The organism is Maricaulis sp. MIT060901, assembly GCF_047123815.1.
GTDB lineage: Bacteria > Pseudomonadota > Alphaproteobacteria > Caulobacterales > Maricaulaceae > Maricaulis.
Genome location: NZ_CP138920.1, coordinates 2,492,024 through 2,518,665, shown reverse-complemented (window position 1 = coordinate 2,518,665; position 26,642 = coordinate 2,492,024). Strand labels below are relative to the sequence as shown.

General features: G+C 61.3%; 25 protein-coding genes. 7 read left to right on the top strand and 18 right to left on the bottom strand.

The genetic code is table 11. The features are described 5' to 3' along the window. The first annotated feature begins 18 nt into the window (after positions 1 to 18). Positions 19 to 1,938 (top strand): glycosyltransferase family 39 protein, encoded by a 1,920-nt coding sequence (locus tag SIC17_RS12325; protein ID WP_412545552.1) that lies wholly within the window; start codon positions 19 to 21, stop codon positions 1,936 to 1,938. Beyond that, entirely contained in the window at positions 1,935 to 2,837 is a 903-nt protein-coding gene (locus SIC17_RS12320) for a hydroxymethylglutaryl-CoA lyase (protein ID WP_412545551.1), read from the top strand. The genes SIC17_RS12325 and SIC17_RS12320 overlap by 4 nt, the downstream gene beginning before the upstream one ends. Before the next feature lie 9 nt (positions 2,838 to 2,846). On the opposite strand, the gene SIC17_RS12315 is transcribed toward SIC17_RS12320, so the two are convergent. From SIC17_RS12315 to cysS, 8 genes are all read right to left on the bottom strand, one after another. Further along, positions 2,847 to 3,725, bottom strand: coding sequence for a glycosyltransferase family 2 protein (locus SIC17_RS12315; RefSeq protein WP_412545550.1), 879 nt, complete (start codon positions 3,723 to 3,725; stop codon positions 2,847 to 2,849). Positions 3,726 to 3,784: 59 nt separating this feature from the next. After that, on the bottom strand, positions 3,785 to 4,948 hold the full coding sequence (locus tag SIC17_RS12310) for an O-antigen ligase family protein (RefSeq protein ID WP_412545549.1): 1,164 nt from the start codon (positions 4,946 to 4,948) through the stop codon (positions 3,785 to 3,787). A gap of 68 nt (positions 4,949 to 5,016) precedes the next feature. Beyond that, the gene (gene thrS / locus SIC17_RS12305) at positions 5,017 to 6,948 is read right to left on the bottom strand and encodes a threonine--tRNA ligase (protein ID WP_291892344.1); all 1,932 of its coding nucleotides are present in this window, start codon (positions 6,946 to 6,948) and stop codon (positions 5,017 to 5,019) included. Further along, on the bottom strand, positions 6,945 to 7,301 hold the full coding sequence (yidD, locus tag SIC17_RS12300; protein WP_291892342.1) for a membrane protein insertion efficiency factor YidD: 357 nt from the start codon (positions 7,299 to 7,301) through the stop codon (positions 6,945 to 6,947). Before yidD ends, thrS begins: the two co-directional genes overlap by 4 nt. Before the next feature lie 160 nt (positions 7,302 to 7,461). Beyond that, positions 7,462 to 7,908, bottom strand: coding sequence for an iron-sulfur cluster assembly scaffold protein (locus tag SIC17_RS12295; protein ID WP_412545547.1), 447 nt, complete (start codon positions 7,906 to 7,908; stop codon positions 7,462 to 7,464). A 35-nt stretch (positions 7,909 to 7,943) separates the two neighbouring features. After that, a complete protein-coding gene (locus SIC17_RS12290; RefSeq protein WP_412545546.1) occupies positions 7,944 to 8,186 on the bottom strand; it encodes a hypothetical protein in 243 nt (80 codons plus the stop codon). 92 nt (positions 8,187 to 8,278) lie between these two features. After that, positions 8,279 to 8,542, bottom strand: a complete 264-nt coding sequence (locus tag SIC17_RS12285) for a hypothetical protein (protein ID WP_291892335.1) — start codon at positions 8,540 to 8,542, stop codon at positions 8,279 to 8,281. Between the two features lie 3 nt (positions 8,543 to 8,545). Then, entirely contained in the window at positions 8,546 to 9,931 is a 1,386-nt protein-coding gene (gene cysS, locus SIC17_RS12280; protein ID WP_412545545.1) for a cysteine--tRNA ligase, read from the bottom strand. Positions 9,932 to 10,152: 221 nt separating this feature from the next. On the opposite strand from cysS, the gene folE reads away from it, so the two are divergent. Then, positions 10,153 to 10,770 (top strand): GTP cyclohydrolase I FolE, encoded by a 618-nt coding sequence (gene folE / locus SIC17_RS12275; RefSeq protein WP_412545544.1) that lies wholly within the window; start codon positions 10,153 to 10,155, stop codon positions 10,768 to 10,770. Positions 10,771 to 10,844: 74 nt separating this feature from the next. Here folE and SIC17_RS12270 read toward each other — a convergent pair whose 3' ends face one another. The 3 genes from SIC17_RS12270 to SIC17_RS12260 all read right to left on the bottom strand — a co-directional run bounded on the left by SIC17_RS12270 (position 10,845) and on the right by SIC17_RS12260 (position 14,297). Further along, a complete protein-coding gene (locus tag SIC17_RS12270) occupies positions 10,845 to 11,765 on the bottom strand; it encodes a S41 family peptidase (RefSeq protein WP_412545543.1) in 921 nt (306 codons plus the stop codon). Then, positions 11,765 to 12,247, bottom strand: a complete 483-nt coding sequence (locus tag SIC17_RS12265; protein WP_412545542.1) for a MarR family winged helix-turn-helix transcriptional regulator — start codon at positions 12,245 to 12,247, stop codon at positions 11,765 to 11,767. The genes SIC17_RS12270 and SIC17_RS12265 overlap by 1 nt, the downstream gene beginning before the upstream one ends. Positions 12,248 to 12,605: 358 nt before the next feature. Then, a complete protein-coding gene (locus SIC17_RS12260) occupies positions 12,606 to 14,297 on the bottom strand; it encodes an alkaline phosphatase D family protein (RefSeq protein WP_412545541.1) in 1,692 nt (563 codons plus the stop codon). 79 nt (positions 14,298 to 14,376) lie between these two features. Here SIC17_RS12260 and SIC17_RS12255 point away from each other — a divergent pair, with 79 nt between their 5' ends. After that, complete coding sequence (locus SIC17_RS12255; protein ID WP_291892317.1) at positions 14,377 to 15,387, top strand: RluA family pseudouridine synthase; 1,011 nt, start codon at positions 14,377 to 14,379, stop codon at positions 15,385 to 15,387. Between the two features lie 99 nt (positions 15,388 to 15,486). After that, a complete protein-coding gene (locus SIC17_RS12250; protein ID WP_412546928.1) occupies positions 15,487 to 16,680 on the top strand; it encodes a M24 family metallopeptidase in 1,194 nt (397 codons plus the stop codon). On the opposite strand, the gene SIC17_RS12245 is transcribed toward SIC17_RS12250, so the two are convergent. Both SIC17_RS12245 and folP read right to left on the bottom strand, forming a co-directional pair. Then, positions 16,677 to 17,333 carry a glutathione S-transferase family protein gene (locus SIC17_RS12245; RefSeq protein ID WP_291892311.1) on the bottom strand — a complete coding sequence of 219 codons (657 nt, stop codon included), beginning with the start codon at positions 17,331 to 17,333 and terminating at the stop codon, positions 16,677 to 16,679. The genes SIC17_RS12250 and SIC17_RS12245 overlap by 4 nt on opposite strands. Before the next feature lie 56 nt (positions 17,334 to 17,389). Further along, a complete protein-coding gene (folP, locus tag SIC17_RS12240; RefSeq protein WP_412545540.1) occupies positions 17,390 to 18,175 on the bottom strand; it encodes a dihydropteroate synthase in 786 nt (261 codons plus the stop codon). Positions 18,176 to 18,295: 120 nt separating this feature from the next. On the opposite strand from folP, the gene SIC17_RS12235 reads away from it, so the two are divergent. After that, the gene (locus SIC17_RS12235; RefSeq protein WP_412545539.1) at positions 18,296 to 19,093 is read left to right on the top strand and encodes a helix-turn-helix domain-containing protein; all 798 of its coding nucleotides are present in this window, start codon (positions 18,296 to 18,298) and stop codon (positions 19,091 to 19,093) included. Positions 19,094 to 19,137: 44 nt separating this feature from the next. Beyond that, positions 19,138 to 20,268 (top strand): hypothetical protein, encoded by a 1,131-nt coding sequence (locus tag SIC17_RS12230; RefSeq protein ID WP_412545538.1) that lies wholly within the window; start codon positions 19,138 to 19,140, stop codon positions 20,266 to 20,268. 41 nt (positions 20,269 to 20,309) lie between these two features. Here SIC17_RS12230 and ftsH read toward each other — a convergent pair whose 3' ends face one another. From ftsH to tolB, 5 genes are all read right to left on the bottom strand, one after another. Further along, positions 20,310 to 22,226 carry an ATP-dependent zinc metalloprotease FtsH gene (ftsH, locus tag SIC17_RS12225; protein WP_291892298.1) on the bottom strand — a complete coding sequence of 639 codons (1,917 nt, stop codon included), beginning with the start codon at positions 22,224 to 22,226 and terminating at the stop codon, positions 20,310 to 20,312. Between the two features lie 86 nt (positions 22,227 to 22,312). Next, the gene (tilS, locus tag SIC17_RS12220; protein ID WP_412545537.1) at positions 22,313 to 23,533 is read right to left on the bottom strand and encodes a tRNA lysidine(34) synthetase TilS; all 1,221 of its coding nucleotides are present in this window, start codon (positions 23,531 to 23,533) and stop codon (positions 22,313 to 22,315) included. A gap of 103 nt (positions 23,534 to 23,636) precedes the next feature. Next, positions 23,637 to 24,497: a tetratricopeptide repeat protein gene (locus tag SIC17_RS12215; protein ID WP_412545536.1), complete on the bottom strand. Its 861-nt coding sequence runs from the start codon at positions 24,495 to 24,497 to the stop codon at positions 23,637 to 23,639. Between the two features lie 135 nt (positions 24,498 to 24,632). Further along, the gene (pal, locus tag SIC17_RS12210; protein WP_291892289.1) at positions 24,633 to 25,145 is read right to left on the bottom strand and encodes a peptidoglycan-associated lipoprotein Pal; all 513 of its coding nucleotides are present in this window, start codon (positions 25,143 to 25,145) and stop codon (positions 24,633 to 24,635) included. Between the two features lie 129 nt (positions 25,146 to 25,274). Next, a complete protein-coding gene (gene tolB, locus SIC17_RS12205; RefSeq protein ID WP_412545535.1) occupies positions 25,275 to 26,636 on the bottom strand; it encodes a Tol-Pal system beta propeller repeat protein TolB in 1,362 nt (453 codons plus the stop codon). Positions 26,637 to 26,642: the final 6 nt, after the last annotated feature.

The window sequence follows — 26,642 nt, the reverse complement described above, 5'->3', positions numbered from 1 at the left end:
TGGCATTTGGAGTTCTACATGACCGAGCTCGCTCGCGGCACCCGCGCCTATGTGATCATTGGATTGATTGCACTGATATCCGCTTTTGCCGGGATTTTCACCCTGCCGCCACTGGACCGGGATGAAAGCCGTTTCGCACAGGCGACCGCGCAGATGATCGAGACCGGCGACTTCGTCGAGATCAATTTCCTCGACACCGAGCGCAACAAGAAACCGATCGGCATTCACTGGCTCCAGGTGGTCACGGTCTCGGCCCTGTCCGACGCGGAAGCGCGCGAGATCTGGGCCTATCGGATTCCGTCAGCGCTGGGCGCCCTGCTGGCTGCGCTCGCCTGTTTCTGGGGCGGCAGCCGGCTGATCGGGCGCGAGGCCGCCTTCGCGGGCTCTGCCATGTTCGCCGCGACAGTGCTTCTGGGCATTGAGGGCGGTATTGCCAAGACCGACGCCATGCTGGCCGGGTGCACAACCCTGGCCATGGCCGCCTTGATGAATGTGCGCAGCGGCGAGACCGCCGGCTGGCGCACTGCGTTGATCTTCTGGTTCGCCATCGGGCTGGGCACCCTGATCAAGGGACCCGTCACGCCTATGGTCGCCGGACTGGCCGTCGTCGCTCTGTTTGCCTGGGAAAGAAAACTCGCCTGGCTGAAACCGCTCGCTGTCTGGTGGGGACCGATCCTGGCCATCGCCATGGTCCTGCCCTGGCTGATCAGCATCCAGATTGCCACGGACGGCAATTTCCTGCGCGAGGCGCTGGGTGATGATCTGGGCCCCAAACTGGTCTCCAGCCATGAACGTCATGGCGGGCCGATTGGATATCACCTGCTGCTGACGCCCCTGCTCTTCTTCCCGGCGGTGCTGTTCCTGGTGCCCGGTATCGCTCGAATTGTCAGCGCGGTACGGGGTGAAGATAGTCGTGCCGCCTCCACCGCGCGTTTCCTGATCTGCTGGGCCGTCCCGACCTGGCTTGTCTTTGAAATCCTGCCGACCAAGCTGCCGCATTACGTCCTGCCCGCTTATCCGGCACTGGCGCTGATGGCGGGCTGGGCCTTTGTCGAGATCGGCAAGTCTGCCAAATGGCAGCGATGGGTCAGCTGGGGTCTTTTTGCCTTTGCCGGACTCGTCTTTGCCATCGTTATACCGACCGCCTTCCTGATCTATGGCAATAATGCCAGCTGGGATGCGGTGCGCCTGTCCCTGGCCGGTTTCCACGGCGGGTTCGACCTGGCGACGGATCCGGCCATCGCCGCGGGTGTTGTCCTGACCACCGGGGTGTTTGCGACCCTTGTCGGGGCGACCCTGGTCAGCGAACGCCTCCGCAGTGGCCTGCTGGTACTGAGCCTGGCCGTTGCCTCCGGCCTCGCCTGGCAGATCGCCGCCCGCGGTGTCGCCCTGCCCAATGCCTATGCGGTTCGCCTCGCGGACCAGGTGCGTGCGGCACGGGAATATTCCGAGACGATCACGGGTGTGCCCGCCGCCGACATCATCACAGCCTCAAGCTTTACCGAGCCCAGCCTGGCGTTCTCGCTGGGATCGGACACCATCCTTGGAACGGCGGAGGAAGTGCTCGCCTTCGCTGCAGGTCGCGAAGAGCCGACAATGCTGGTGCTGGACCTCTCTCGCGAAGGCGGTTGGATTCCCCTTGGCAACAATGAGCAACCAGCGACCATCCCGGAGTGGTTAACCGAGAGAGCCACGGCGGCTGGCCTAGAATACCCGTCAGCAACAACCCACGCAGCGGAAATCGGTTGGCATTCGGTCGTTCATAGTCTGCAAGTCTGCAATCGGAGCCTGGCGTCTGGCACCAACTATTCAAGAGGTGATGAAACCACCCTCCTGATCTTGTACACACGATGCAACGAAGATGCGTTCTCCAGTGAAGCGATTGAGTCACTAGCGGACGCGATAAACCACACACTTGGGCAAGGCCTCCCCCAATGACCCGCCAGATTGAAATCGTTGAAGTTGGTCCGCGTGACGGGCTGCAGAATGATCCGGTGCTCATGCCGACGGACGTCAAGATCGAGTTCGTCCAGCGCCTGATTGATGCCGGTGTGAAACGCATGGAAGCCGCCAGCTTCGTGCATCCCAAACTTGTCCCGGCCATGGCCGACAGCGCCGAGGTGATGCAACAGGTGCCGCGGGTTGATGGTGTCAAATATATCGGCCTTGCCCTCAACGAGAAAGGCATGCGCCGAGCCCTCGACAGTCGGTGTGACGAAGTCAATTACGTTATGGTCGCCTCGCCCGGTTTCGGGCTGAAGAACCAGAACGCCACGCCGCAGCAGACCGCCGACCTGTTCGACCAGATCGCGGTGCTGGCCCATGATGATGGCGTTCCGGTCTCGGTGACGGTTTCTGTGGCCTTTGGCGACCCGTTTGATGGCGAGGTTGATCCGAAAATCCTTGGCGAACTCGCAGGCCGGGCGCGCGCTGCCGGTGCGGTCGAGTTCGCGCTGGGTGACACCATCGGCGTTGCCGATCCCTGGTCCGTGCGCCGGGCGCTGGATATCGTCAAGGCGCAGTCCGGCGACATGCGCATCCGCATGCATTTCCACAACACCCGCAACACGGCCATGGCCAATATTTATGCCGCGATCGAAGCAGGCGTGGATGTCATCGATGCCTCGGTCGGCGGGATTGGCGGCTGTCCGTTCGCGCCCGCCGCGACCGGCAATGTGGCTACGGAAGACGTCGTCTACATGCTCGACCGTGCCGGCATTGAGACAGGGCTGGATCTGGACAAGCTGATCGAGACGGCAAAATGGCTGGAGACGGACGGGCTGAAACACCCGGTCGAAAGCGCCCTGTCCCGCGCGGGCGGTTTTCCGAAAACCTGACCGGGCGCCCTATTCGGCAGCCTGGTTGGTGTGCTCGCCCTCGGTGGACTTTGCGGACCTGCCGAACAGGCCACCGAGCTTGCTGCGAACATCCATCCACAGCACCCGCGCCCAGATTGCCAGGAAGATCGGCCCGCTGAGCAACAATGTCGCTGCGCGCTGCAGCGGCCCGGGGTAGAATTTCCAGAAATATTTCACAAAGCCAGACGCCTTGTGGGTTTCGACCTTCCACGGGCTGCTTTCACTGGTTCCGCCATAGTGCAGAATATCGGCACCCGGCTCGAACCACACCTGGCCGCCCATTTCCCTGAGCGTTCGGCAAAGATCTATATCTTCAACATGCAGGAAATAGCGCTCGTCAAAGCCGCCTATTTTTTCGAAGACATCGCGCCGCATCATCATCGCTGCGCCTGAAACCGCAGGCACGACAATCATGTCCTCTGGCAGAGGATCCTTTTCCCAGTGAATGGAGTGCGGTCCGACCGAAATCCGGTCCAGGCCCATGAAACTGGAGGCCGCGCTGACCGGGGTCAGTTCACCACGACGCGCGCCACGCTGTTCCGTGCCATCACTGTTGAGGATACGCCCTCCGATAATCCAGTCGCCGCCGTTCATTCGGCGCGCGCTCTCCTTGAGGCGGGCCGCCGTTGACGGAACCAGGACAGCATCCGGATTGAGGAAAAGCAGAAGATCGCCGGTCGCGGCCTCTGCGCCGAGATTACAGCCCTTGCCAAAGCCCAGATTGGCGCCGGTTTCCAGCAGGGTGAATTTCGGATTCTCCGCCGCAAGATCCCGAAGCTCGGCAACCGTCTCAACCGGGTTGTCATGATTGACCAGAACAAACTCGTCCACATTCGGCGCCGCCAGCACGGACCTGACCGAATCCATAAGCCGTTTGCCTGTTCTCCAGGATACGGTAACAACGCTAAGTCGCTGTTCACTGACCATTACACTGACTTCCCTGAGCGCAGCAGCAGAACCGCCGTAGCCGCCAGTGCGACTGCCCCCTGATGCCATTCCTGCCACGCACCATAAGAGAAAAGCAGCAGGCTTGCATAGACTAAAACCACCCAGATGATTGCCATAGCCTGAAATTTGGTGAGCGATTTCGCGGCGTTCAGTCGCTCACCAAGACCAATCAGCGCGATTGCGAGGAGCCCTGCACCCACCAATCCGGTCTCCAGCCAGACATGCAGCGCGGCATTGTGAGGATGCAATGGCAGGGCACTGACTTCATAACCGGGGATCTCAATATCAGCCTGGAAATTCCTTGACGCATCAAGGCCGTGTCCAAACCAGGGCGATTGCCAGACCGTTTCTGAAGCAAAGGTCCAGATCTCGATGCGCCAGACCCACGAGAGGGGCAAAACCTCGCGCGCACCTTCAGGAATTAGCCCGATCAGGTTAGGCAAGACCAGAGGCATCGCCAGAACCGCGCCGGCCAACCCTCCCAGCGTTATGGCGACGGTCTGGCGCGGGAAGAACCACGCGAACGCCATTCCGAGTGTGCCAGCCAGGAGCGCAACCGCGTTGACCTGCATCTCGAAACTCGCGGCTGCCATCAGAACCAGCGCTGCCAGGATACCACCAAGCAATGGCCCACCCTTTTGCCAGCTCAGCAAGACAGCGGGACCGCCGACGAGCAGCAAGGGGGCCACGCCATGCCCCAGGGAGCGGTTGACGACAAACTGTATGTCGTGTGCTGCCCCGCTCAGGCCCTCGGCGCCTGTCTTGAAGGCCTTCGTCGCGCTGCCATCGGTCATCGCCTCGAAGAAGAAGAACAGCGAGGCACCGAATGCGAAAAAGATCAGCGCCGCCTCAATACGGGCACGCCAGATGCCGGACTGCTGCCCGACCCGGTAAGCGAACAGCGCGTATAGCGGTACGCCGAACAGGAGTTTCGGAATTTGCTGGGGGTCATCATGCGACGACCAAAGGAAGCTCAACGACGCCCAGACCAGAAACAGCCCTGCCGGAACCACCACCCAGTTCCGGTTGACGCTACGCCAGGACGCAGGCCGCAATGGCGTGATGGCCATGGCCGCCAGGGCCATGATCGGTGCGATCAACAGCCCCCCTGCCATGACGGCCGGGTAGGCCAGGATGAACATGGCACATCCAACAATACCGACCCGGGCTTCGTCCTGTGTCATACGGTTCGCCGTTCAGCTAGACCAGACTAGCGCTTGAGATCCGGCGGGGTGGCCTTGTCGCCCAGTTGGGCAATGGCGTCCGCAAGGGACATGACTTCCTGCGTTCGGCCTTCCTCGCCCAGGAAACGCAGCGCGACAGCGCCCTCCTCGGCTTCCTTGCGACCAACCACCGCGATGACCGGCACCTTGCCGACCGAGTGTTCGCGAACCTTGTAATTGATCTTCTCGTTGCGCAGATCCGTTTCCACGCGCAGTCCGGCGTCGGACATGGCCTGGCGGACTTCCTCGGCATACCCGTCAGCGTCCGAGGTAATCGTCGCAACCACGATCTGGCGCGGCGCCAGCCAGAACGGCAGCTTGCCGGCATAATGCTCAATCAAAATGCCCGTGAAGCGTTCCAACGATCCAAAGAGTGCCCGGTGGAGCATTACCGGGCGATGATCTGCACCATCCTCCCCCGTAAACGTCACGTCAAATCGTTCCGGAAGATTGAAGTCCACCTGGATCGTTCCGCACTGCCAGTCACGGCCGATCGCATCACGCAGGACAAATTCCAGTTTCGGGCCATAAAACGCGCCCTCACCCGGATTGTAACCATAGGGTAGTCCCGTCGCTTCGAGCGCATGTTTGAGTGCCGCTTCCGATTTGTCCCAGACCTCGTCATCACCGATGCGCGCTTCCGGGCGATCAGAGAATTTGATGCGAACATCATCAAAGCCGAAATCTTTGTAGATATCCAGGATCAGATCGACGACTTTCAGACACTCGTCCTGCAGCTGTTCAGGTGTACAGAATATATGTGCGTCGTCCTGCGTGAAGTGTCGCACGCGCATCATCCCGTGCAAGGCTCCCGACGGTTCGTAACGATGCACCTTGCCAAATTCCGCCATACGTAGTGGCAGCTCTCGGTAGGAACGCTGACCAAAGTTATACACCTGAACTCCACCAGGGCAGTTCATGGGTTTAAGAGCATATTTCCGATCATCCGGCATAACCGTCGAGTACATGTTCTCACCGAATTTCTCGGCGTGACCAGAGGTCTCCCACAGGGAGTAGTCCAGCAAATCTGGCGTGTTGATTTCAACATAGCCGGCGTTTTCCTGTCGCCTGCGCATGTAGGAGATCAAAGATTGGAACAGCGACCAGCCATTCGGGTGCCAGAAAATAGAACCCGGCCCCTCTTCCTGGAAATGGAATAAACCCATCTGTTTTCCAAGGCGGCGATGATCACGCTTTTCCGCCTCTTCAAGGCGGTGTAGGTGAGCCTTGAGTTGTTTGTCATCCAGCCAGGCCGTGCCATAGATCCGTTGCAGCTGGGCATTGCGATGGTCACCACGCCAATAGGCGCCCGCCACTTTCATCAGTTTGAACGCCTTGCCGATCTTGCCCGTGGACGGCAGGTGGGGACCGCGGCACAGGTCGAACCACTCGCCCTGACGATAGATGGTAATCGGCTCACCGGCCGGCAGGTCCTCGATCAGCTCGGCCTTGAAGGATTCGCCCATCTCCTTGAACTTCGCAATTGCCTCATCACGATCCCAGACCTCGCGCTCGAAGGGTAAGTTCGCGTCGACGATTTCACGCATCCGCTTTTCGATCGCTTCAAAGTCTTCCGTCGAAAACGGCTCCTCGCGCGCGAAATCGTAATAAAATCCATTCTCGATGGCCGGCCCGATGGTGACCTGCGTTCCGGGATACAAGTCTTGAACCGCCTGCGCCAGGATATGCGCCGTATCGTGACGTACCAATTCGAGGGCCTCGACCTCGTCCTTCTTGGTGATCAGCGCGACGTCGCTGTCCCCCTCGAAAGGACGTTTCAGGTCCCAATCTTGCCCATTGACCTTGGCAAACAGCGCTGCCTTGGCCAGGGATTTGGAAATCCCCAGGGCCAGATCCAGCGGTGAGGCGCCATCTTCTAGCTCGCGTACAGAGCCGTCGGGAAGCGTGATCTTGATCATTTCTCTTTGTCCTCATGCTCGGCGTGGCCAGCCGAATACAGCGTCTCGGGTCTCGTATCTGGCAGGTCCGTCCGGAAGGCCCAGACTTTCCACCAGGGTGAAGCGGTTCGGTCCACGGGGGCCGGGTCAAAGCCGAACGTGCCGCCAGGGCGACACCGGCCGAGCCGACCAAAAGTCAGCCAGAACCCGCGCCATGCCCCCTGCTCCCGGATCGACTGCATCGAATAGGCCGAACAGGTCGGCTCATGTCGACAACGAATGCCGATCGCGTAGAACACGGGCGAGAGCGTCAGCTGATAGACGCGCAAGGCGGCGATCATGAGCCAGCTCAGCGGCCCTTTGGCAGACTTCATTCGTTCGTGCGAACACATGTCATGCAAGCCTTTTAACGCTGATGTGCGCCCTGTCCACTCTAGACCTGTTTCGGGCGCGATTTGCCACTGTTTTTCCTGTGATGATTTTGTCTTTTCGGACCGTTCGCTCCCCCTGCCGGCACGGCCGGGACGAACAGCCCTATCCAGTCAACCGGGTGGTTGTTTCAGTGGCTGTTGTTAAGGCTTCAACGGCGGCTTCAAAAGCCAGCATCACGGACTGGTGCCGGGCCGGGTATTCACGTGCGCCGTCCAGCGCAGCCAGTTCGGTAAAACGCCCCTCGGGCACCGGGCCATCCGATTTCAGCATCGCCAGCAAGCCGTCACGCGCCGCTGTGACGTCGTCTAGGCTGGCACCACGCAGATGGGCCGAGAGCACCGCCGCGGACGCCTGCCCCAGCGCGCAGGCCTTCACCCGCAGCGCATGGTCGGCAACAACACCGCCATCAATCACAAGATCGAGTTCCAGCTCGGATCCGCACAGGCGCGACACCCGGCGCACGCGGGCGTGCGGCGCATCAAGGCGTCCGATGTGCTCGATGTTTGCGGCCAGCCGCAGAACATCGCTGGAATAGAGATCGTCGATCATGGGGTCTATGTAGTCGAGGATATCGCCTGTGGCTATCAGTTCAGCGCGATATATTCCCGCTGGCCATGGCTGAGCACACGCGGAAAATCCAAGGACCCTTCCGGCAGGGCCAGATCACGCGCCTGAATACTCGCATCCAGCACGGCATAATCCGCCAGCGCTGCAGATGCCCGCGACAGGGTCACAGCGCTGTCCTCGTCAAAGGACATCACGCGATAGATAGCATTGAACCGGCCCTTGTCATCGGCACCGGTGAGCAGGACATCAAAGACAGTCATCAAATTATCCCTCAGACCGTCTAATGAACCTAGACTGGTTCGTTAAAAGGACCAACGTTTTTTGAGGCTTGCGACGAAATGCCCGGACAGCATCAATCGGCGATCTCTTGCTCGTCCAGATAGACCGGCTCGGTGCGACCGAGGACTTCGGCGATATCGCCGATATCGGCCGGGTCGAGATCGTCCGGTGTCCAGACTTCCTCGACCTCGACCGACCAATAGCCTTCCGCCTGCGCGGAACCAGCGGCCAGCATGCCCGCCTGCTGCTCATCCCCGGCGATGACGCCAAAGGTGATGAAACAGGCACCCACAGCGTCCTCAGCCTGGACCATGACGTTGAAACCCCAAAGCGACATGCCCTACTCCTGTTTCCGCCAGGTCGAGCCTTCCGGGCCGTCATCGACCTGGACGTTGAGCGCGTTGAGCTCGTCGCGGACCGCGTCGGCCCGTGCCCAGTCCTTGTCGGCGCGCGCCTGGTTGCGGGCAGCGATGAGGCCATCGATCTGCTCGCGTTCGGCCGGGTCGATATCGGTCAGGCCGAACCAGGCATCCGGATCCCCCTGGCCAAGGCCCAGAAGGGCGCCGGCGGCCAGCAGTTCCCCCTTGGCGCGGGCCCGCTCCTCCTCGGTCTCGGCCTTGTTGGCACGGGACGCGATCTGGAACAGGACGGACAGGGCCTTGGGCGTGTTGAGATCATCAAACAGCTGATCCAGGAATTCCTGGGGCGCGGTGACGTCGGCCGCTTCCACATCTGCCAGGCGACGCAGGACGCCATAGATCCGGTCGAGCGAGCGGCGCGTCTTGGCCAGGAGGTCACTCGTCCAGGTCAGCGGCGCCCGGTAGTGCGCGGTCAGCAGCGCATAGCGCAGCACCTCGCCCGGATGCTCCTTCACCAGGTCGTGCACGAGCTGAACATTGCCCAGCGATTTCGACATCTTGTCGGTGCCCATGGTCAGGAAACCATTGTGGATCCAGTAGTTCGCCATGGCCTTGCCGCCATGGGCGCAGACGGATTGCGCGATCTCGTTTTCATGGTGCGGGAAGACCAGGTCGACACCGCCACCATGGATATCGAAGGTTTCGCCCAGGTGCTCCGCCGTCATTGCAGAACACTCCAGGTGCCAGCCCGGACGACCACGACCCCAGGGGCTCTCCCAGCCCGGCTCGTCATCAGCCGCAGGTTTCCACAGCACGAAGTCCGCCGGATCCTTCTTGTAGGGTGCGACCTCGACCCGCGCGCCGGCGATCATGTCGTCCAGTGAACGGCGGGAGAGCTTGCCGTAGCCATCAAAGGAATTCACCGAAAACAGGACATGTCCCTCCGCCTCATAGGCGAAGCCGTCCTCGATCAGCTTGGCGGCCATCGCCACCATTTGCGGGATATGCTGGGTGGCGTGTGGCTCGATATCCGGCATCGCGACGCCGACAGAGCCCATATCCTGGCGATAGATCTCGGCATAACGTGTCGTGATCGCCTCGATCGGCTCACCCGTTTCCCTGGAGGACGCGATGATCTTGTCGTCCACATCGGTGATGTTGCGGGCATAGATCACCTTGTCCGCGCCATAGATATGGCGCAGGGCGCGGGCGAGAACATCAAAAACGACAGCGGGACGGGCATTGCCAATATGCGCGTAATTATAAACAGTTGGACCGCAGACATAGAGGGTCACACGCTCGGGATCGATCGGTTCAAAGGGCCGTTTGCGACGGCTCAGCGTGTCGTACAAGGTCAGCGCGGTCATGGAAAAACCTGTCGTGGACTGAAAAAATAAATAGGCGTCATGCGGCGATTAGATTGGATTTGCCGCCAAGAGGCCCTACATACCCTGAAGCATATAAATGCGAAACCGGAGGATTTCAGGCCCGGACTGCAAAAAGTCACGTGCCCGTCCCCGATCCGGAAACCGGAACTACGGTAGCGACGTATAAATCCTGCCACCCGTCAACGAAAGGATCCATGACAATGGACGCCATGACACCTGAAGATGCCCGCATGACTGCACAAGAAAAAACCCGACCGACCCGCGAAGAAGCGGAAGCAGCTGTCCGCACCCTTCTCTCCTGGGCTGGTGATGACCCGGACCGTGAGGGTCTAGTGGAAACCCCGAAACGCGTCGTCAAGGCGTATGAGGAATGGTTCTCCGGCTACAAGGACGACCCGGCGGCTGTCCTGGGCAAGACGTTCGAGGATGTGCAGGGTTATGACGACATCGTCATGCTGACCAATATCGACGTGGAGTCTCACTGCGAGCACCACATCGCGCCGATCCTGGGCGTGGCACATGTCGCCTATCTGCCGACCAAGGCTGTTGTCGGCATTTCCAAGATCGCCCGCGTGGTCGAGATTTTCGCCAAGCGCCTGCAGACCCAGGAAACCATGACCGCGCAGATCGCGGACGCCCTGACCGAGGCCATGGAGCCGCTCGGCGTGGCCGTCTATGTCGACGCCAAACACCAGTGCATGACGACACGCGGTGTTCACCACTCCAACGTCTCCACGATCACGACGACCTTCACCGGTCAGTTCAAGACCGATGCCGACCTGCGCAACCGCTTCTTGCGCCTGGTTGAAAAAGCGTAGCGGTTTCGGCCTTGCACAAAAAACAAGGGCGGCTCCTTCGAGCCGCCCTTTTTTGTGCCGGATCAGCGTCGTGACTATTCCAGGCCCAATGCCGTGCGCGCCTCAACAACCGCCGTGGCCAGTGCGTCTTCACCGCCCTCGATATCCGGCTGCACGCCAACACCTTCCCAGTTCGTGCCGGTGCGGGGGTCAATCGGCTGTTTGGTCGGCAGCCAGGCGCGGACCTGGCAGACCAGGTCGAAAGTCTCCGGCGGGTTGGCACCACCGCCTGTCGCCGCCCCCACGACCACAGCGCGGCCGTCCGTCTGCAGGCCATAGGACAGCGCTTCCGCAGCGGAGAAACTGTCCCCGTCCACCAGGATATAGACCGGCTTGTCCGCCCCATACCGAACCGGCAGGTGCAGGGGCTCGAATTCGCCAAACCATTCCTCTGAGTGGTCAACGCCATGGCGATCGACGAATTGCAGGCGCGGATAGTCGTCACGGCCCAGTACATACCGACGCACGGCATCCACCGAAGCGCCCTCTCCGCCCGGATTGCCCCGCACATCAATAATCAGCGCGCTGGAGTGCGAGAGAAACTGGAAGGCCGACTGATAGGTCTCACCCGCGATGTCGGTATGGTGGAAACCGGTCAGGCGCAGATAGCCGATATTGCCCTCCATCACCTCGACCCGCTGGACACCGAAATTCGTGGCCGGGGCATTGGCGACCCAGGTCGCTTCCCAGTCTTCCTCGGGCGCATCCGGATCAAAGAAGTCGAACATGAAGTGGAGATCGCCTGTCACGTCGCGCAGGTGAAATGTCAGCTCGCGGCCAAATTCCTCGGCGGCCAGGTTTTCGATCACCCATTCATCCGTGATCGCCGCGGCGGCGCGCGCACCGACTTCCGGGATCACATATTGCTCGGCGACGACTTCTCTCAGCTCGGCAGCCAGTTCCAGCGGGGTTTCGCACACAGGATTGGCGGCGAGCGCGATCAACATACTCAACATCACTTGTCTTCCTCAGTTTTCAGGGCACGCCGGATACGATCGGCGAAAGGGTCGGCCTCCAGGCTCTCAATGGCCTCGGCCAGAAGGTCGGACAGCGGATAGGCCAGGCCTTCATCCAGGCTCGCGGCAGCCTCGCGCGTCGCAGCCCACTGGCCTTCCAGCGTTTCGCGAAGGCTCTCGCCATGGGCACTCAGCACTATGCGGCGCTGGCGCCGATCCTCGGATTTCGCATCCACGACCAGATCCGCCTTTTTCATTTCGCGCAGGGTCTGGCTGACCGCCGGCTGGGTCAGGCCGGACCTGTTCGCCAGCTCGCCCACCGTCATCGCCCCCTCGCGCAACAAGAGGCGCATGACCGGCGTATAACGCGGCCGATAGTCCAGCCCGGCCTGTTCATAGAATTTGACGACATCGCCATCGAGCAATTCCAGCAAGCGGCGAACCTGGGTTCCAAAGGTTTGTTTGACGCGGGTCATAAGCATTCCATAAGCCCTTATATAAATGCTTATGGAATGGCCACGCTGATGTCAACTCCCGAACTACAAGTGGGACAGACACACCTCCGCCGGCACAGGCCAGGCCCCGGAACAGGTCCGGGGGAATGCGCCCCCCCCAATACTTCCGTCATCCCCCGGTGGCTGCGAAGCAGACAGCCGGGTGATGACGGCGGGTTGAAAGTTTCTGCCTTTACCCCACCCCACAACCGTCATCCCGGCGGAGGCCGGGACCCAGTTCGTAAAACCGGGTCCTGCTCCAGAAAGCACCATCACTTGAAACACCGGCGCCCGTCGAACTGGGCCCCGATCTTCATCGGGGTGACGGTGATGAGGGGCAGAATCCCTAACCAACCCGCTCCACCTCCGGCACCCCAGCACCATCACGCGTCAAACGCCATGCGCTTTCCACAGCTGCGGAATAATTGCGCTTGAGCACGGTGGAGACGCTGACATATTCCGCATCCATCACCGTGGGGGTCAGGGTCATGCGGATATAGCCGTGATCGGTCATGTTGCAGTGGCTGACCGCCGGGTTCGCCTCTCGCATCATCTCGCCATAGTCCACACCCGGCGCTGCAAAGCTGGAGAAGGGCGACGGGCTTGTGACGGAGGCAGTGACAAACTCGGTGCCCACGCGATTGCCGTCATTGTCGGCCAGGTCATTGGTCCAGAAAGAATGCACGTCGCCGGTGACGGTGATGACGTCGGCATCCACCGCGCGCAGGGCCGCGAACAGGCGCTCGCGTTCGGCGGGGAAACCGTCCCACATGTCCAGATTGAACGGGATCTCGAAACGGGTGGAATTGATGAAACGCCGCGCAAATTCATTGTCACGTGTCGCCACCCAGCGCAGCCAGCCCGGCATTTCAGTGGTGAAATCGGGGAAATTGACCCGGCTCATGATCACTTGATTGCCCAGGATACGCCACGGCTTGCCCGCCTGGACCGAGGCCGCACAGGCGGCCTGGACGTCGGCGATCTGCTGCGCGCCCATCAGCTCGCGATCATCGGCGCCGATCTCGTCGCGTTTCCAGTTGGCGACGATGGCCAGGTTTTCCTCGGTCATCTCCGAATTGGGATCGATCGGGAAATCCTCGTAATCCATCACTTCGGAACGCGCGGTCAGGCGGGTTTCCAGCATGCACAACGTCGCCAGATCGCCGATCTCGAACACGCCGCGGCGATCAATCAGGTTTGCCGGCTCGCGTGACGGGGTCCAGTCATACCAGGCCCGCACGGCGGCATCGCGCCGCTCATACCAGTCGCCCTCGCTGGAATCATGGTTTTCCGCCCCGGTGGCATAACTGTCATTGGCAGTCTCGTGATCATCCCAGACCATGATCCAGGGCGCGGCGGCATGCAGGGCCTGGAGATCGGGATCCGACTTGGCCTGGGCGTGGCGCGCCACATAGTCGGCATACTCCACGATTTCGTGCACCGGATCGGACACGCGATTGAGCTCGACAGACTTGGCGGACGCATAGCCATCGGCCGGGTATTCATAGATGTAATCGCCCAGGTGAAGAACGAGGTCGAGTTCGCCGTTTTCAGCGGCCTCGCGATAGACGTTGAAATGTCCGGCCGGGAAGTTGGAACACGAAAAGACGCCAATCCGGTACTGCTCGACACCGCCCGCCGGAAGCGTGCGCGTCACGCCGACAGGCGAATAATCGTCGTTCAATCGGAAGCGGTAGAAATAGGTCATCCCCGGCAGCAGGCCCTCCGCCAAGATTTTCAGCGTGCCCAGCGGCTGGGGCACGACATACATGATCGTCTCACCCTGCTCGAAGATGATGTCCTGAAACTCCGCATCACGGGCCAGTTCCACGCCGCGATAGCCACCGCCATCATCGCTCAGCGCTGTCCACAGCATGACGCTGGTCTGGTCAGGGTCGCCGGAGGCCACACCGTGGCGGAAATGTCCCTCGGTCGGCGGCTCGAAACGATCAATGCGCTCGGAACAGGCCCCAACCGCGAGGCCGGCACCGGCTGCGCCCAGAAGTGCGCCACGGCGCGTCAGCTTGATCTTTTCCATCATTTCCCCCTGCACAAATCACGCATCTATTAGACCGCAAATATTGCGCCCAAGCGACAGCAAGGCTAGTCGCTTTCCAATGAGCGATGCAGAAAACACAATCCGCGAGATCGAAGCCGAGGCCGAACACCAGGGTCAGCGGCTGGATCGATGGCTGGCCAACAGCTGGGAAGAGCTCTCCCGGTCGCGCATCAAGGCGCTGATCGAGGAGGAACGGCTGAGCGTTGACGGACAAATGCTGAAAGACCCTTCGGCCAAGGTCCAGGCCGGCTCGACCTATGCGCTGACCATTCCGGCCCCGCGCCCGGACAAGCCGATCCCGGAAAAGATGGATCTGAACATCCTGCACGAGGATGCGGATCTGATCGTGATCATGAAACCCTCCGGCCTGACGGTGCACCCGGCAGCGGGCCACTGGACCGGCACGCTGGTGCATGGCCTGCTCTATCATTGTGCAGGCTCACTGTCGGGCATCGGGGGCGTGGAACGTCCGGGTATCGTCCACCGGCTGGACATGGACACGTCCGGCGTGATGGTGGTCGCCAAGTCGGATGCGGCGCACAAGGGCCTCACCGACCAGTTTGCAAAACACTCGGTCGAGCGCGCCTATATCGCCTTTACCAAGGGCATGCCAAAGGCCAAGGCCGGACGCATCGAGACCCAGCTGGTGCGCTCGTCCAAGGATCGCAAGAAATTCGAGGTGCCGCACGATCCCCACAGCGAGGCGGGCAAACACGCGATCACCAATTACCAGACGCTCGCGCGTTTCGGTCAGGCCCCCAATGCCGCCATCGGCACGGGCCTGGCGGCCAAGGTGGAATGCCGCCTGGAGACGGGACGCACGCACCAGATCCGCGTGCACATGGCCCATATCGGCTGTCCGCTGCTGGGTGATCCGGTTTATGGAAGCCGCCGCGGCGGTATTATCGGTTCCAGCGACAATGGCCGCGAGCTCAAGGAATTCCGCCGCCAGGCCCTGCACGCGGCCATACTGGGTTTTGAACATCCGGTGACGGGCGAGCAGATGCGCTTCGAGGCCGAAATGCCCAAGGACATGCAGCGGCTGGAAAAATTCCTGGAACGACTGTGATCGGCTAGCCTCTCCCCTTGCATCTGATCGCCCGATGTGGAGATTGGATCCAATAATCGGTGACACACCGTATGGGGAGAGTGCGCAATGACAGTGACCATGACACGCGGTGTCGGCGGATCCACGGCCGAGGCGGAGCTGGCCCGGCTGGACAATATGCTCGGCCATTGTCAGCCCATCCCGGTCGAGGAACACAAGGACCGCATCTCTGCTCTCCAGGCACGCATGTCAGTCGCGGGCCTGGATGCCGTCTATATCGATGCTGGCAGCAATCTGACCTATTATACCGGCACCAAATGGTATCAGACCGAGCGCCTGATGGGCGCGGTCATCCCTGCGAGTGGCGATATCATCTATGTCGGACCGGCCTTTGAGGACGGGACGATCCGCGATTTCATGACGGTCGAAGCCCGGCTGGAGGGCTGGCAGGAGCATGAGGATCCCTATGCCCTCACCGCCAGCCTGCTGGCGGGATGTGTCAAGGTCGGGCTGGATCCCTCGATGCCACTGTTCCGGGTCACCGGTCTCAAGGCGACCTGTGATGCAGAGCTGGTTGATGCTGGCGACGTCATTCTTTTCGGGCGCTCCCGCAAGTCGGAGAACGAGCTGGCACTGATGCAGGCGACCAAGACCGCCACGCTGGAAGTGCACAAGGCCGCTGCGCGCATCCTGCGCGAGGGCATCACGACCCGGGAAGTCACCGAATTCATCCATGCCGCCCACAAGAAGATCGGTGCCCCGGACGGTTCGACCTTCTGCATCGTCCTGTTCGGACCGGACAGCGCCTTCCCGCATGGCGTCTCCACGCCCAAGGCGCTGGAGAGCGGTGACATGGTGCTGATCGATACCGGCTGTGCCATCCATGGCTATCAGTCCGATATCACCCGCTCCTATGTGTTTGGAGAACCAACGGCGCAGCAGCGCCGGGTCTGGGAGGTGGAAAAGGCCTGCCAGCTCGCGGCTTTTGATGCCGCCCAGCTGGGCCAGCCCTGTTCAGCAGCCGATGATGCAGCCCGAGCAGAGGGCGAGCGCCGCGGCTTCGGTCCGGGCTATCAGCTGCCGGGAACGCCGCATCGCACCGGCCATGGCATTGGCCTGGACATTCATGAAGGGCCCTATCTGGTGGGCAATGACAGGACACCGCTGGATATCGGCATGTGTTTTTCCAACGAGCCGATGATCTGCGTGCCGGGTGAGTTCGGCATTCGTCTGGAAGACCATTTCTACATGGCCGCAGACGGTCCGCGCTGGTTTACCCAACCCAGCAAGTCGATCGATGACCCGTTCGGCTAGGCCGGAACAGGTTTGAAGTCTTCGGTGTAATTGCGCTCGAAAACCGAACGAACAATCGGATTTTGCTCACACGCCCGCACCGCAGCCAGCAGGCGCGGACAATGGGTCTCGAACCAGTCCCGGCGCGGCGACCAATAGCTCATCATGGCGACATAGATGTCCAGCAGGCTCATCGTGTCTCCGAGCAGGAACGTCCCTTTGCTATCAGCAAAGGCTGCCTCCATAACGATCCACAACTGTTTGCGACGCTCATTGGCCTGTTCCAGCAAAACGTCATGGGTTGCCGGATCGGGATGGAAACGTTCCGGCCCGTCCGAGATGGTGAAGGTTGAATAGAGGCCCGCGCTGAGAAAGCCGAGCCAGCGCAGATACTCCACCCGGGCCACGTCATTGGGCCGCGGCGCCAGCGTGTACTGGCCATCAAGATCGCCCAGATAGATCAGGATCGACGCGCTCTCGGTCATGATCCGGCCATCGGGCAGTTTGAGCGTAGGAATCTGGACGAGCGGATTGATCTCACGGATGCACGCCTTGTCCGCCTCGCTGCCAAGCGGATCCGCCTCGACACGCTCATAGGCCTGTCCGAGCAGTTCCAGGGCAAGCTCGATACAGACAGAACCGAACCCTTCGGCGCGCAGGAGTGTGTAGCTCATCTTGTTTCCCTTTCAGCGGGCAGACCTTCTAGCCCGCCCCTGCTGACAGTCTTGTGTCAGGACTTGCCGCGCTTGATCGCCGCCTGGACCTTCAGCGCCTGCATGGTCATGCGCACATCATGCACACGCACCATAGCGGCTCCGGCCTGGGCCGCACGCATGGCAGCGGCCAAGGAGCCGCCCAGGCGTTCCATCTCGTGAGCCCCGTCATCGATTGCCGCTATGAAACGCTTGCGCGAAGCCCCGAACAAGACGGGGTAGCCCAGCCGGATCACCTGATCGAGATCTCGCATGAGCGCGAGGTTGTGGTCCAGGGTCTTGCCGAAGCCGATTCCCGGGTCGAGCCAGATGCTGTCGGCGGTGACACCGGCCGCCATGGCCAGGTCCGCACGCTCGGTCAGGAAATCACAGACCTCACCGACGACGTCTTCATATTGCGGCTTGTCCTGCATGGTTTTCGGGCTGCCGGACATGTGCATCAGGATGACCGGCACCCCGAGCTCTGCAGCCGTCTCCAGCGCGCCAGGCTCCTGCAGGGCGCGGACGTCGTTCCAGATATCGGCGCCCGCCTCGACGGCGGCCCGGGCCACTGCGGGCTTGAAAGAATCAATGGAAATGCGGGCAGCCGAGCGCTCGCGTAGCGCCTTGATGACCGGAACAACGCGGCGCAATTCCTCGTCTTCCGGCACCGGGTCAGCCCCCGGCCGGGTCGACTCGCCACCGACATCGATCACATCCGCGCCATTGCGCAGCATCTCCAGGCCGCGCTCGACCGCCGCCGCCCGGTCCACAAAATCACCGCCATCGGAAAAACTGTCCGGCGTGACGTTCAAAACGCCCATGACAAAGGGAAGGTCGGTTTTTCGGCGGGCTTTAAAATGGGGCATGACGAAGCTTTGATACGACGTGAGGGGTCCGCAGATATACGATTGCCCGCGTGCTTGTGAAAGAGGGCTGAGCTTATGCCGGACGGCGAAAGCTGGACATTCCAGAACGAACACCGCCTGCGCGGCTATGTGGCGCATGAATTCGGGCCGGGCGAGATCCTGCGCTGCTGGTCCCACGCCGTCGCCAATGATGCCCCGCACTATGTCCTGCCCAATGCCGAGATCAATATCGTCGCGCGTTATTCCGGGCGCTATTCCCGGGTCGAAATCTTCGGCATGGCAACCGAGGCACGCTGGTTCCAGCCAGTCGCCGGAGAAACCCTGTTGGCCGTCACCCTGTCGCCGGAGCGCGCCATGGCGCTGGGCCTGCACCCACGCGACTGGACGGACCGGTTTGATGATGCACCTGACGCACTGCAAGACCGCCTCGCCCCGTTGGCTGACCGCCTGATCGGCCAGAGCGAGGCTTTCGCCCGCCATCACTGGCTTGACGCCATCAACCGGCTTTCCCGCGAGCGGGAGAACACTTTTGCCGCCTTCAGCCAGTCCCACATCCGCGCTTCCCAGGGTCAGGTTTCCCTGGCAGGACTGGCGAGACGCATGCAGGTCAGCGAGCGCCAGCTACAGCGCCGCTTTCACGACATGCTGGGCCTGACGCCCAAGCGCTATGCGCAGCAGATCCGGCTGGCCGAGACCATTGCCTTGGCCGATGCCAACACCAGCCCGGCCTGGGCGGACCTGGCAGCCGCGAACGGTTATTGCGACCAGTCCCACCTGATCCGTGATTGCAAGAAGCTCACGGGGGTCTCTCCCGCGCGGCTTCACACACTTCGCACGGCGTCGGAAAAGTCCAATACGCCTGCAACCGCCTAGGCAAGAGTGATCGGCCCTTCAGTGAGTTTTAAAAGGACGAGCACATGTCAAAACTGGCTACCGGCCTGATCAGCGCCCTGCTCCTTGGCGCAAGCGCAATCGCGCAGGACACCCTGCAATATGACGGCGAGACCTGGCAGGTCGCCGCCGCGGATAACGGCGCGGTTCGTGTCGAACAGGCACTGGGTCGCGAGGCGCTTTATATTTCCCGCGCACAGGCCTGGCGCCGCGATGTGGATCTGCAGGATTTTGTCCTGGAGTATGAGTATGCCTCGACGGATGAGAGCGGTTTCATTGGCGTGAACTGGCGCGCCGCTGACGAGAACGCGCTGGAACAATTCTATGTACGCCCCCACCAGAGCGGACAGCCCGACGCCGCGCAGTATCTGCCGGTGCTCAACGGCATCGCCGGTTGGCAGATCTATGCCGGTCCGAACGAAGCGCAGGCCACGGACCTGCCGGCGCGGGAATGGATCCGCGTGCGCATCGTGGCCATCGGCGATGCCGCGGATATCTTTGTGGGCGACATGGAGACCCCGCTCCTGCACATCGCGGATCTGGGCAGTGAGACCAGTGGCGGCGCCATCGGTTTCTACATGAGCGACCGCTTCTGGGTTGAAGGTACCGGCAGCTGGTTCAGCAATATCTCCATCCGCCCGGTCACGCCGCAGGACCGTTTGATCGGCGAGAGCCGCGAGACCGATCCGCTGCCGGACACGCTGATCGGGAACTGGGCGGTTTCCGAGGCGTTTGACGAGGCCTTGCTCGATGCCGGCTATTCACTGCCCGAACTCGATGACGAACGCACCCGCCTTGCGGTCGAACCCAATGGCATTGCCAATCTCTCTCGCCTTGCCGGGCCGAGCCAGGGCGCCAATACCGTACTGGCGGAAGTCACGCTCAGTGCCGAGGAGGCGATGACGCGGGAGCTGAGTTTTGGTTATAGCGACCGCGTGCGGCTCTATCTCAATGGCGAGCAGATCTTTGCCGGCAATGCCGGCTGGCGGGTGCGTGATCATCGCCATCTGGGCACGATCGTGCGGGTTGACCGGGTACCATTGCGTCTCCAGGGGGGCGAGAATGTCCTAACCGCGGCGGTCTCGGAATCCTTTGGTGGCTGGGGCGTCAGCGCCTCGCTCGACAGTTTTGACGGGCTCAGTATCGACACAGACTGAAACAAAAACCCCCGGTCGATGACCGGGGGTTTTCTTTGACGTCAGGCGCCTTGTGGTTCGGGGCCGCCATCGGGCTCCTCACCGGCATTTTCCTCGGTCGTGGGCACAGCGCTCGCCGGTGCGGTCGGCGGCGTTGTGGAATCACTGTCGGGACGTGATGGCGGCTTGCCGTCCAGCAGGTCCGTGATCTCGTCACCCGTCAGGGTCTCGTATTCGAGCAGGCCCTGGGCCAAGGTTTCCCAGTCATCCTTCTTCTCATCGAGAACCTTCAGCGCCTTGGCATAGGCATCCTCTATGAACCGACGAACCTCGCTCTCGATCAGCTCCTTGGTCGCAGCGGAAACCGAACCCCCAAAGGTCTGGCCGTTGTAACCCTCATGCGTCTCCGCATAGTCGACATTGCCGACCTTGTCGGACATGCCCCAGCGCAGAACCATGGCACGGGCCAGCTGGCTGGCCTGCTGGATATCACCGGACGGACCGTTGGAAACGTGATCCTCACCGTATTTGATGACCTCGGCAGCCTTGCCGGCCATGGTCATGGCGAGTTTCTGCTCACACTCGTCACGGTGCCAGTTCAGGCGATCCATTTCCGGCAGGCTCATCACCATGCCCAGCGCACGACCGCGCGGAATGATCGTTGCCTTGTAGACCGGGTCACACAGCGGCATGTTCAAGCCGACAATGGCGTGGCCGGCCTCGTGATAGGCGGTCTGTTCCTTCTGGTCCTCGGTCAGGACCATGGAACGGCGTTCCGGGCCCATCATGACCTTGTCCTTGGCGTCCTCGAATTCGAGCATCGACACAATACGCTTGTTGCGACGAGCCGCCAGCAGAGCGGCCTCGTTCACCAGGTTCGCCAGGTCGGCACCGGAGAAGCCCGGCGTGCCGCGTGCAATGACCTTGGCATCCACGTCGGAGGCCAGCGGCACATCTCGCATGTGAACCTTGAGGATCTTCTCGCGGCCGGTGATATCGGGATTGCCGACATTGATCTCGCGGTCAAAACGGCCCGGACGGCGCAGCGCGGAGTCCAGCACGTCCGGACGGTTGGTTGCGGCCAGGATGATGATGCCTTCATTGGACTCAAACCCGTCCATCTCCACCAGAAGCTGGTTCAGCGTCTGTTCGCGTTCGTCATTGCCACCGCCATGGCCGGCACCACGGGAACGGCCCACGGCATCGATCTCGTCGATGAAGATAATACAGGGTGCGTTTTTCTTGGCCTGTTCAAACATGTCGCGAACACGCGAGGCGCCGACACCGACAAACATCTCGACAAAGTCCGAACCGGAAATCGAGAAGAAGGGAACATTCGCCTCACCGGCAACGGCACGGGCCAGCAGGGTCTTGCCGGTACCCGGAGGGCCGACCAGCAATGCGCCCTTCGGGATCTTGCCACCCAGGCGCTGGAACTTGCTCGGGTCCTTGAGGAACTCGACAACTTCCTGCAGCTCTTCCTTAGCCTCGTCCACACCGGCGACATCGTCAAACGTCTTGCGACCCTGATGTTCGGTCAAAAGGCGCGCCTTGGACTTGCCGAAGCCCATGGCGCCACCGCGTCCACCGCCCTGCATTTGCCGCATGAAGAAGATCCATACACCGATCAGGAGCAGGAAGGGGAACCATTGGACCAGCAGGGTGAAGAAGAAATTGCCCTCGGCCTGTTCCGCCGCGATTTCGACCCTGACACCGCTTTCCGTCATCCGGTCGACAGTCGTATCGTCATTCGGATGCAGGCGTACCCGGACCGTCTCGCCGTTGGATCGGCTGGCGATCACCTCATCGCCCTGCACCATGGCATCAGTGATCTGCCCGTTTGAAATCAGCGAATGGAATTCGGAATAGGCGACCTCGTTCGTCGGTTCTGTCACGGTCGCAGAGCGGTCCAACAGGTTGAACAGCGCCAGCAACAGCACAAACACAACGGCCCAGATCAGGAAATTTCTCATTTGCATACGGCACATCCGTTCAGACAAATCGGTCGGTCAGACCAGATATGGGCATTCACACCGCCCATTGCGAGTCAGCCACGCAGCTAGCGTCAGGCTTGCGAGATCAAACTTGTGCGAGGTGACAAGAATGACGGATCACAGGCCGAAAGGCGACTCTCTAGACGGTCCAACACCAGGAAACGACAGTCTACACTATCAGCTCCTAATAAACCCGGAATAGAGATGACACGGCCGTTGCGACGGAAACAAGGCAGAGACGCACGCGCAAATCCGGGAATTTCAGCCAGCGCGTCCCTCTCCACGAGCCCGGAATAATCAAGGCCAAGTGGCTCTGGACATTCGTCCGAAGGATGCAGCAGGCGACCATCCCAGACAGTCTCGTTCTGACTTGTGACGACCGCTGTTGATCTGGCGGGGTGGTCGACACGGCCCAACACCGCGCCGGGGTCGCGAACCATCCAGGCGGATTGTCCAGTGACCTGCAACATGATCCCGCCAGCGGTGGTGTTCGTGGAGCGGGCCAGGGCTTCTTCCAGCCGGAAGACCGCATTGCTCCCCACCTCGCGGGTCGAACCCGATACGGCCTGAACGAGCAAGCCCAGCAGTCCACGGCGATAGAGCGGAGCAAGCTTTGCCAGACGCCCTGCATCCAGCCTCACCCCGCCCCATGACATCACTTCGGCAATTTGCGGCATCAACTCCGCGCAGGCCTTGCGTACGGTGTGACGCGCCTGCCCGAGCTCGAACGCCAGATCAGCCAGACGCTGCCCCGGCCCATCGCCGGCCCTGTGAAGCGCCTGGCGCAGGCGAATGCGAGTGAAACGGGTATTGTCGTTCGACGGATCCTCGATCCAGGCTTCCCCCCGCCGGGTGAGCCATTCGCGCAAGTCGCGTCGACGCAACGAAAGAAGCGGTCGACCCAGCCTGATTTCCCGCCCAAGGGGCCAGCTCGGTGACACATCATCCACGCCCATGCCCGCCAGTCCCTGCCAGCGTGCACCCGCTTGCAGACGCATCAATACGGTCTCGGCCTGGTCGTCCCGCGTGTGCGCCAACAACAGCCGGGTGATGCCGGCCAGATTGCAGGCCTCGGACAGGGCGTCATGGCGCCAGGTACGTGCTGTTTCCTGGATGGCGCTGTGAAGCGTATCCTTGCGACAGGTCAGCATACGGGCCTCAAGACCCTGCTTTCTCGCAAGGGAGCGCGCATGCTGCGCCTCGCTGGCGCTTTCCGGTCGCAAGCCGTGATCAACGGTCAGCGCAAGCAACTCAACCCCGCGCGAGCGCGCCCAGTCGGCAGCCAGCAACATCAATGCGTGACTGTCACCCCCCCGGAATACCCCAAAGCAACGCGCCCTGCGTTACCGCAGAGCGCGTCAAGCTGATCATGAACATGTTGTTCGAGCGCTGCCGTCACCGGCAGTTGGCGCGAACCGACTCGCGTGCGGCACGGTCACGGGCCTCGGCCGGAGCATTGGGGAATTGGCGTCCGAACTGGGACAGGGTTCCACACGCCTCGTCGACGCGGCCAAGTCCGCGCAGGGATGCCGCAAGCTGGACCAGCGCATCCGGGGCCCGCTGACCGCTCGGCTGGTTGCGCAAGGAAGCGATATAGGCATCTGCGGCTTCACCGAAATTGTCCTGGACGTAGAAGGTCTGGCCGAGCCAGTACCAGGCCTCGCCGACATTCGGATGATCGGCGTTCTCGGTGACGAAAGTCTCGAACGCCACCTGGGCGCCACCAAAATCATTGTCGACAAGACGCGAGCGACCGGTTGCGAACAATTCTTCCGGACTGATGGTAGGCGTAGCGTCGGCAACATTGCCGCCCAGAACGCCCGTTGCCTCCGAACGCGCTTCAGCGAACGGATCATCCGGGTCACTGTGCGAGAGATTCGGATTTTCCAGCTGGGTGATCGTTTCACCGCCTTCTTCGCCGCCAACTTCCAGACCATCAGTCATCCAATTGGCCGTGGCATCATCAATCGCAGGGGCACGCGACGCTTCGATTTCCGCCTGCAGCGTTTCCACTGTTTCGCGAAGCTGGCGATTCTCGAACCGCATCTGCTCGTTGGCGCCGGTCAGTTGCTGGATCTGATAGTCCAGCGCATCGAGGCGCTGAAGCAGGGTTTCCACCACGGGGTCACCGGCAAGGAACTGGTTTTCCAGCTCGCCGATACGCACTTCGGTCGCGTCGATACGCTCCGCAAGTTCGCGGCGGGACTGGGCTTGGGCCGGCGTGGCCGCGGCCAGCGCGGTAACGACGACAGACATGCAAAGAATTCGGATCATCATGCGCACCTAGTGCACGAGCACGGCAAAAATGCGGCGCTCAAGGGTCTTGTGAAAAAGAAACGTCCGCGAACCATGCGGGATCGCGGACGTTGCTGATACTCAAATCAACGCAGCTTAGTTGGTGTAGCCGCTGGTGATTTCGGTGATCGCATTACGGTTGGTCGCCCAGCACTGCTCGTTGGACTGACGGCAGATCGGACGCTCCTTGCCGAAGGAGGTCGTCGTGATGCGCGACGGATCAACACCCTGGCTGATCAGGTAGTCGCGGGCCGCATTGGCGCGACGGGCGCCCAGGGCCAGGTTATATTCACGCGTGCCGCGCTCGTCACAATTGCCGGCGATCGTGATGCGTGCATCGCTGTAGGTCATCAGCCAGGCTGCCTGATCGCGAAGCACGGCGCGTGCCTCAGACGACAGGTCATGACGGTCATAGCCGAAGAAGACGCGGTCGCCCGCAGTCTGTACGAAATGATCAACGGAACCGGCAGTCGGTCCAGTCGGCTGGGCCGGTTCAGCCGGACGTGTCGGCTGCGGTTCCGGAATCGGATCCGCTACCGGCTCCGGCGTAGACGCACACGCGGTCGCAAACGCGGCCAGGGCTGCAATCGCAAACAGTTTGATCTTCATGATGTAAACACCCTCATCCAGCCAGATTTTTCTGGCGTACTCCCGATCACGCCCCAAAAACAAGACGCAGAAAATTGTCGGCCCCCCCACTGGCGCCGCGCATTAGAAAGAACCCTACTCAGAAAAGGGCTAGTCGATCAAGGGCGACCATGCCGGATCCGAGGCCATTCCGCCTGTGGCCAGCCGCCTCAGATTGAACCCGGCCAGATCAATACTCCAGATTTCATATCGCGTGCCGTTTGTGCGCGGTTCACCGCGAGTGAAGAGCAGTACGCGGCCATTGGGCGACCAGGCCGGTGTGTCGACATAATACCCTTCGAACAGGATGCGTTCGATGCCGGAACCGTCAGCGCGCACGACGCCAAGCAGGAAACGGCCATTGGACTGTTTGGTAAAGGCGATCAGATCGCCTCGCGGAGACCAGACCGGTGTCGTGTAGCGGCCTTCGCCAAAAGTAATACGCTGCACATCCGTACCATCCGCATTCATGGTATAGAGCTGGGAACCGCCACCACGCGAGGAAGAGAACACGATCCGTTCACCATCCGGTGAAAAAGACGGCTCCACGTCGTCAGCCGGATGCTGGGTCAGGCGGGTCAGTTCACGCGTGCGAAGATCGAACATGTGGATGTCGTGACCATTGCGGGTCTCCACGGAAACCGCCAGTTGGCTGCCGTCCGGGGAGAAACGCGCGGACAAGCTCTGACCGTCCGGATCGATCTGGGTCGCAGCACCGCGCCCGCCGGACGCGAACAGGGCTTCCTGGCGACCGGTCTCAAGATCGTAGAGATAGGTCGTCGCCTGCCCCTCGAGGAAGGACACATAGGTGATTTCCTGCGCACTCGGAGAAAAGTTCGGCAACAGCGCCATGTAGGAACGATCCGTCAGGAATGACGGATTGGCACCGTCCTGATCCATCAAGGCCAGCTGGTGCAGCGGCTCACCATCCACTCCACGTCCTTCGGCGACATAGACGATGCGGGTGTCGAAATATCCCTCTTCACCGGTCAGGCGCTGATAGACAGCGTCGGCCACCTTGTGCGCCACCCGGCGCCAGTTTTCCGGCGCGGTGACGTATTGAACGCCCAGCATCTGGGTTTCCAGACGCGTGTCCCACAGCCGGAAGGCAACCAGCAAACGCCCGTCATCCTGTTCAGTGATACGCCCGACCAGCAGGGCCGAGGCATTGATCACGCGCCAGTCGGAAAAGCGCGGGCGCAAGTCGATATTCTCGATGTCCTCGATATAGGCGCTCTGATCGATCGGCGCGAACAGGCCGGAACTGGCCAGGTCATTGGTGATCACACGCGTGATGTCCGCGCCGCGTTCGGCAAATTCCTCGTCAACAGCGATGAAATCAGGAAGCGCCACCGGCAGCGGGTCGAGATTGCCTTCGGTGATGTCCACACGCAGCGGCTCCTGCGCATGCGCTGCGATTGGAGCAGCGAGCGCCGCGACGAGGGTCAGGATTGAGGCAAGCAGGCGGATCATAATCTC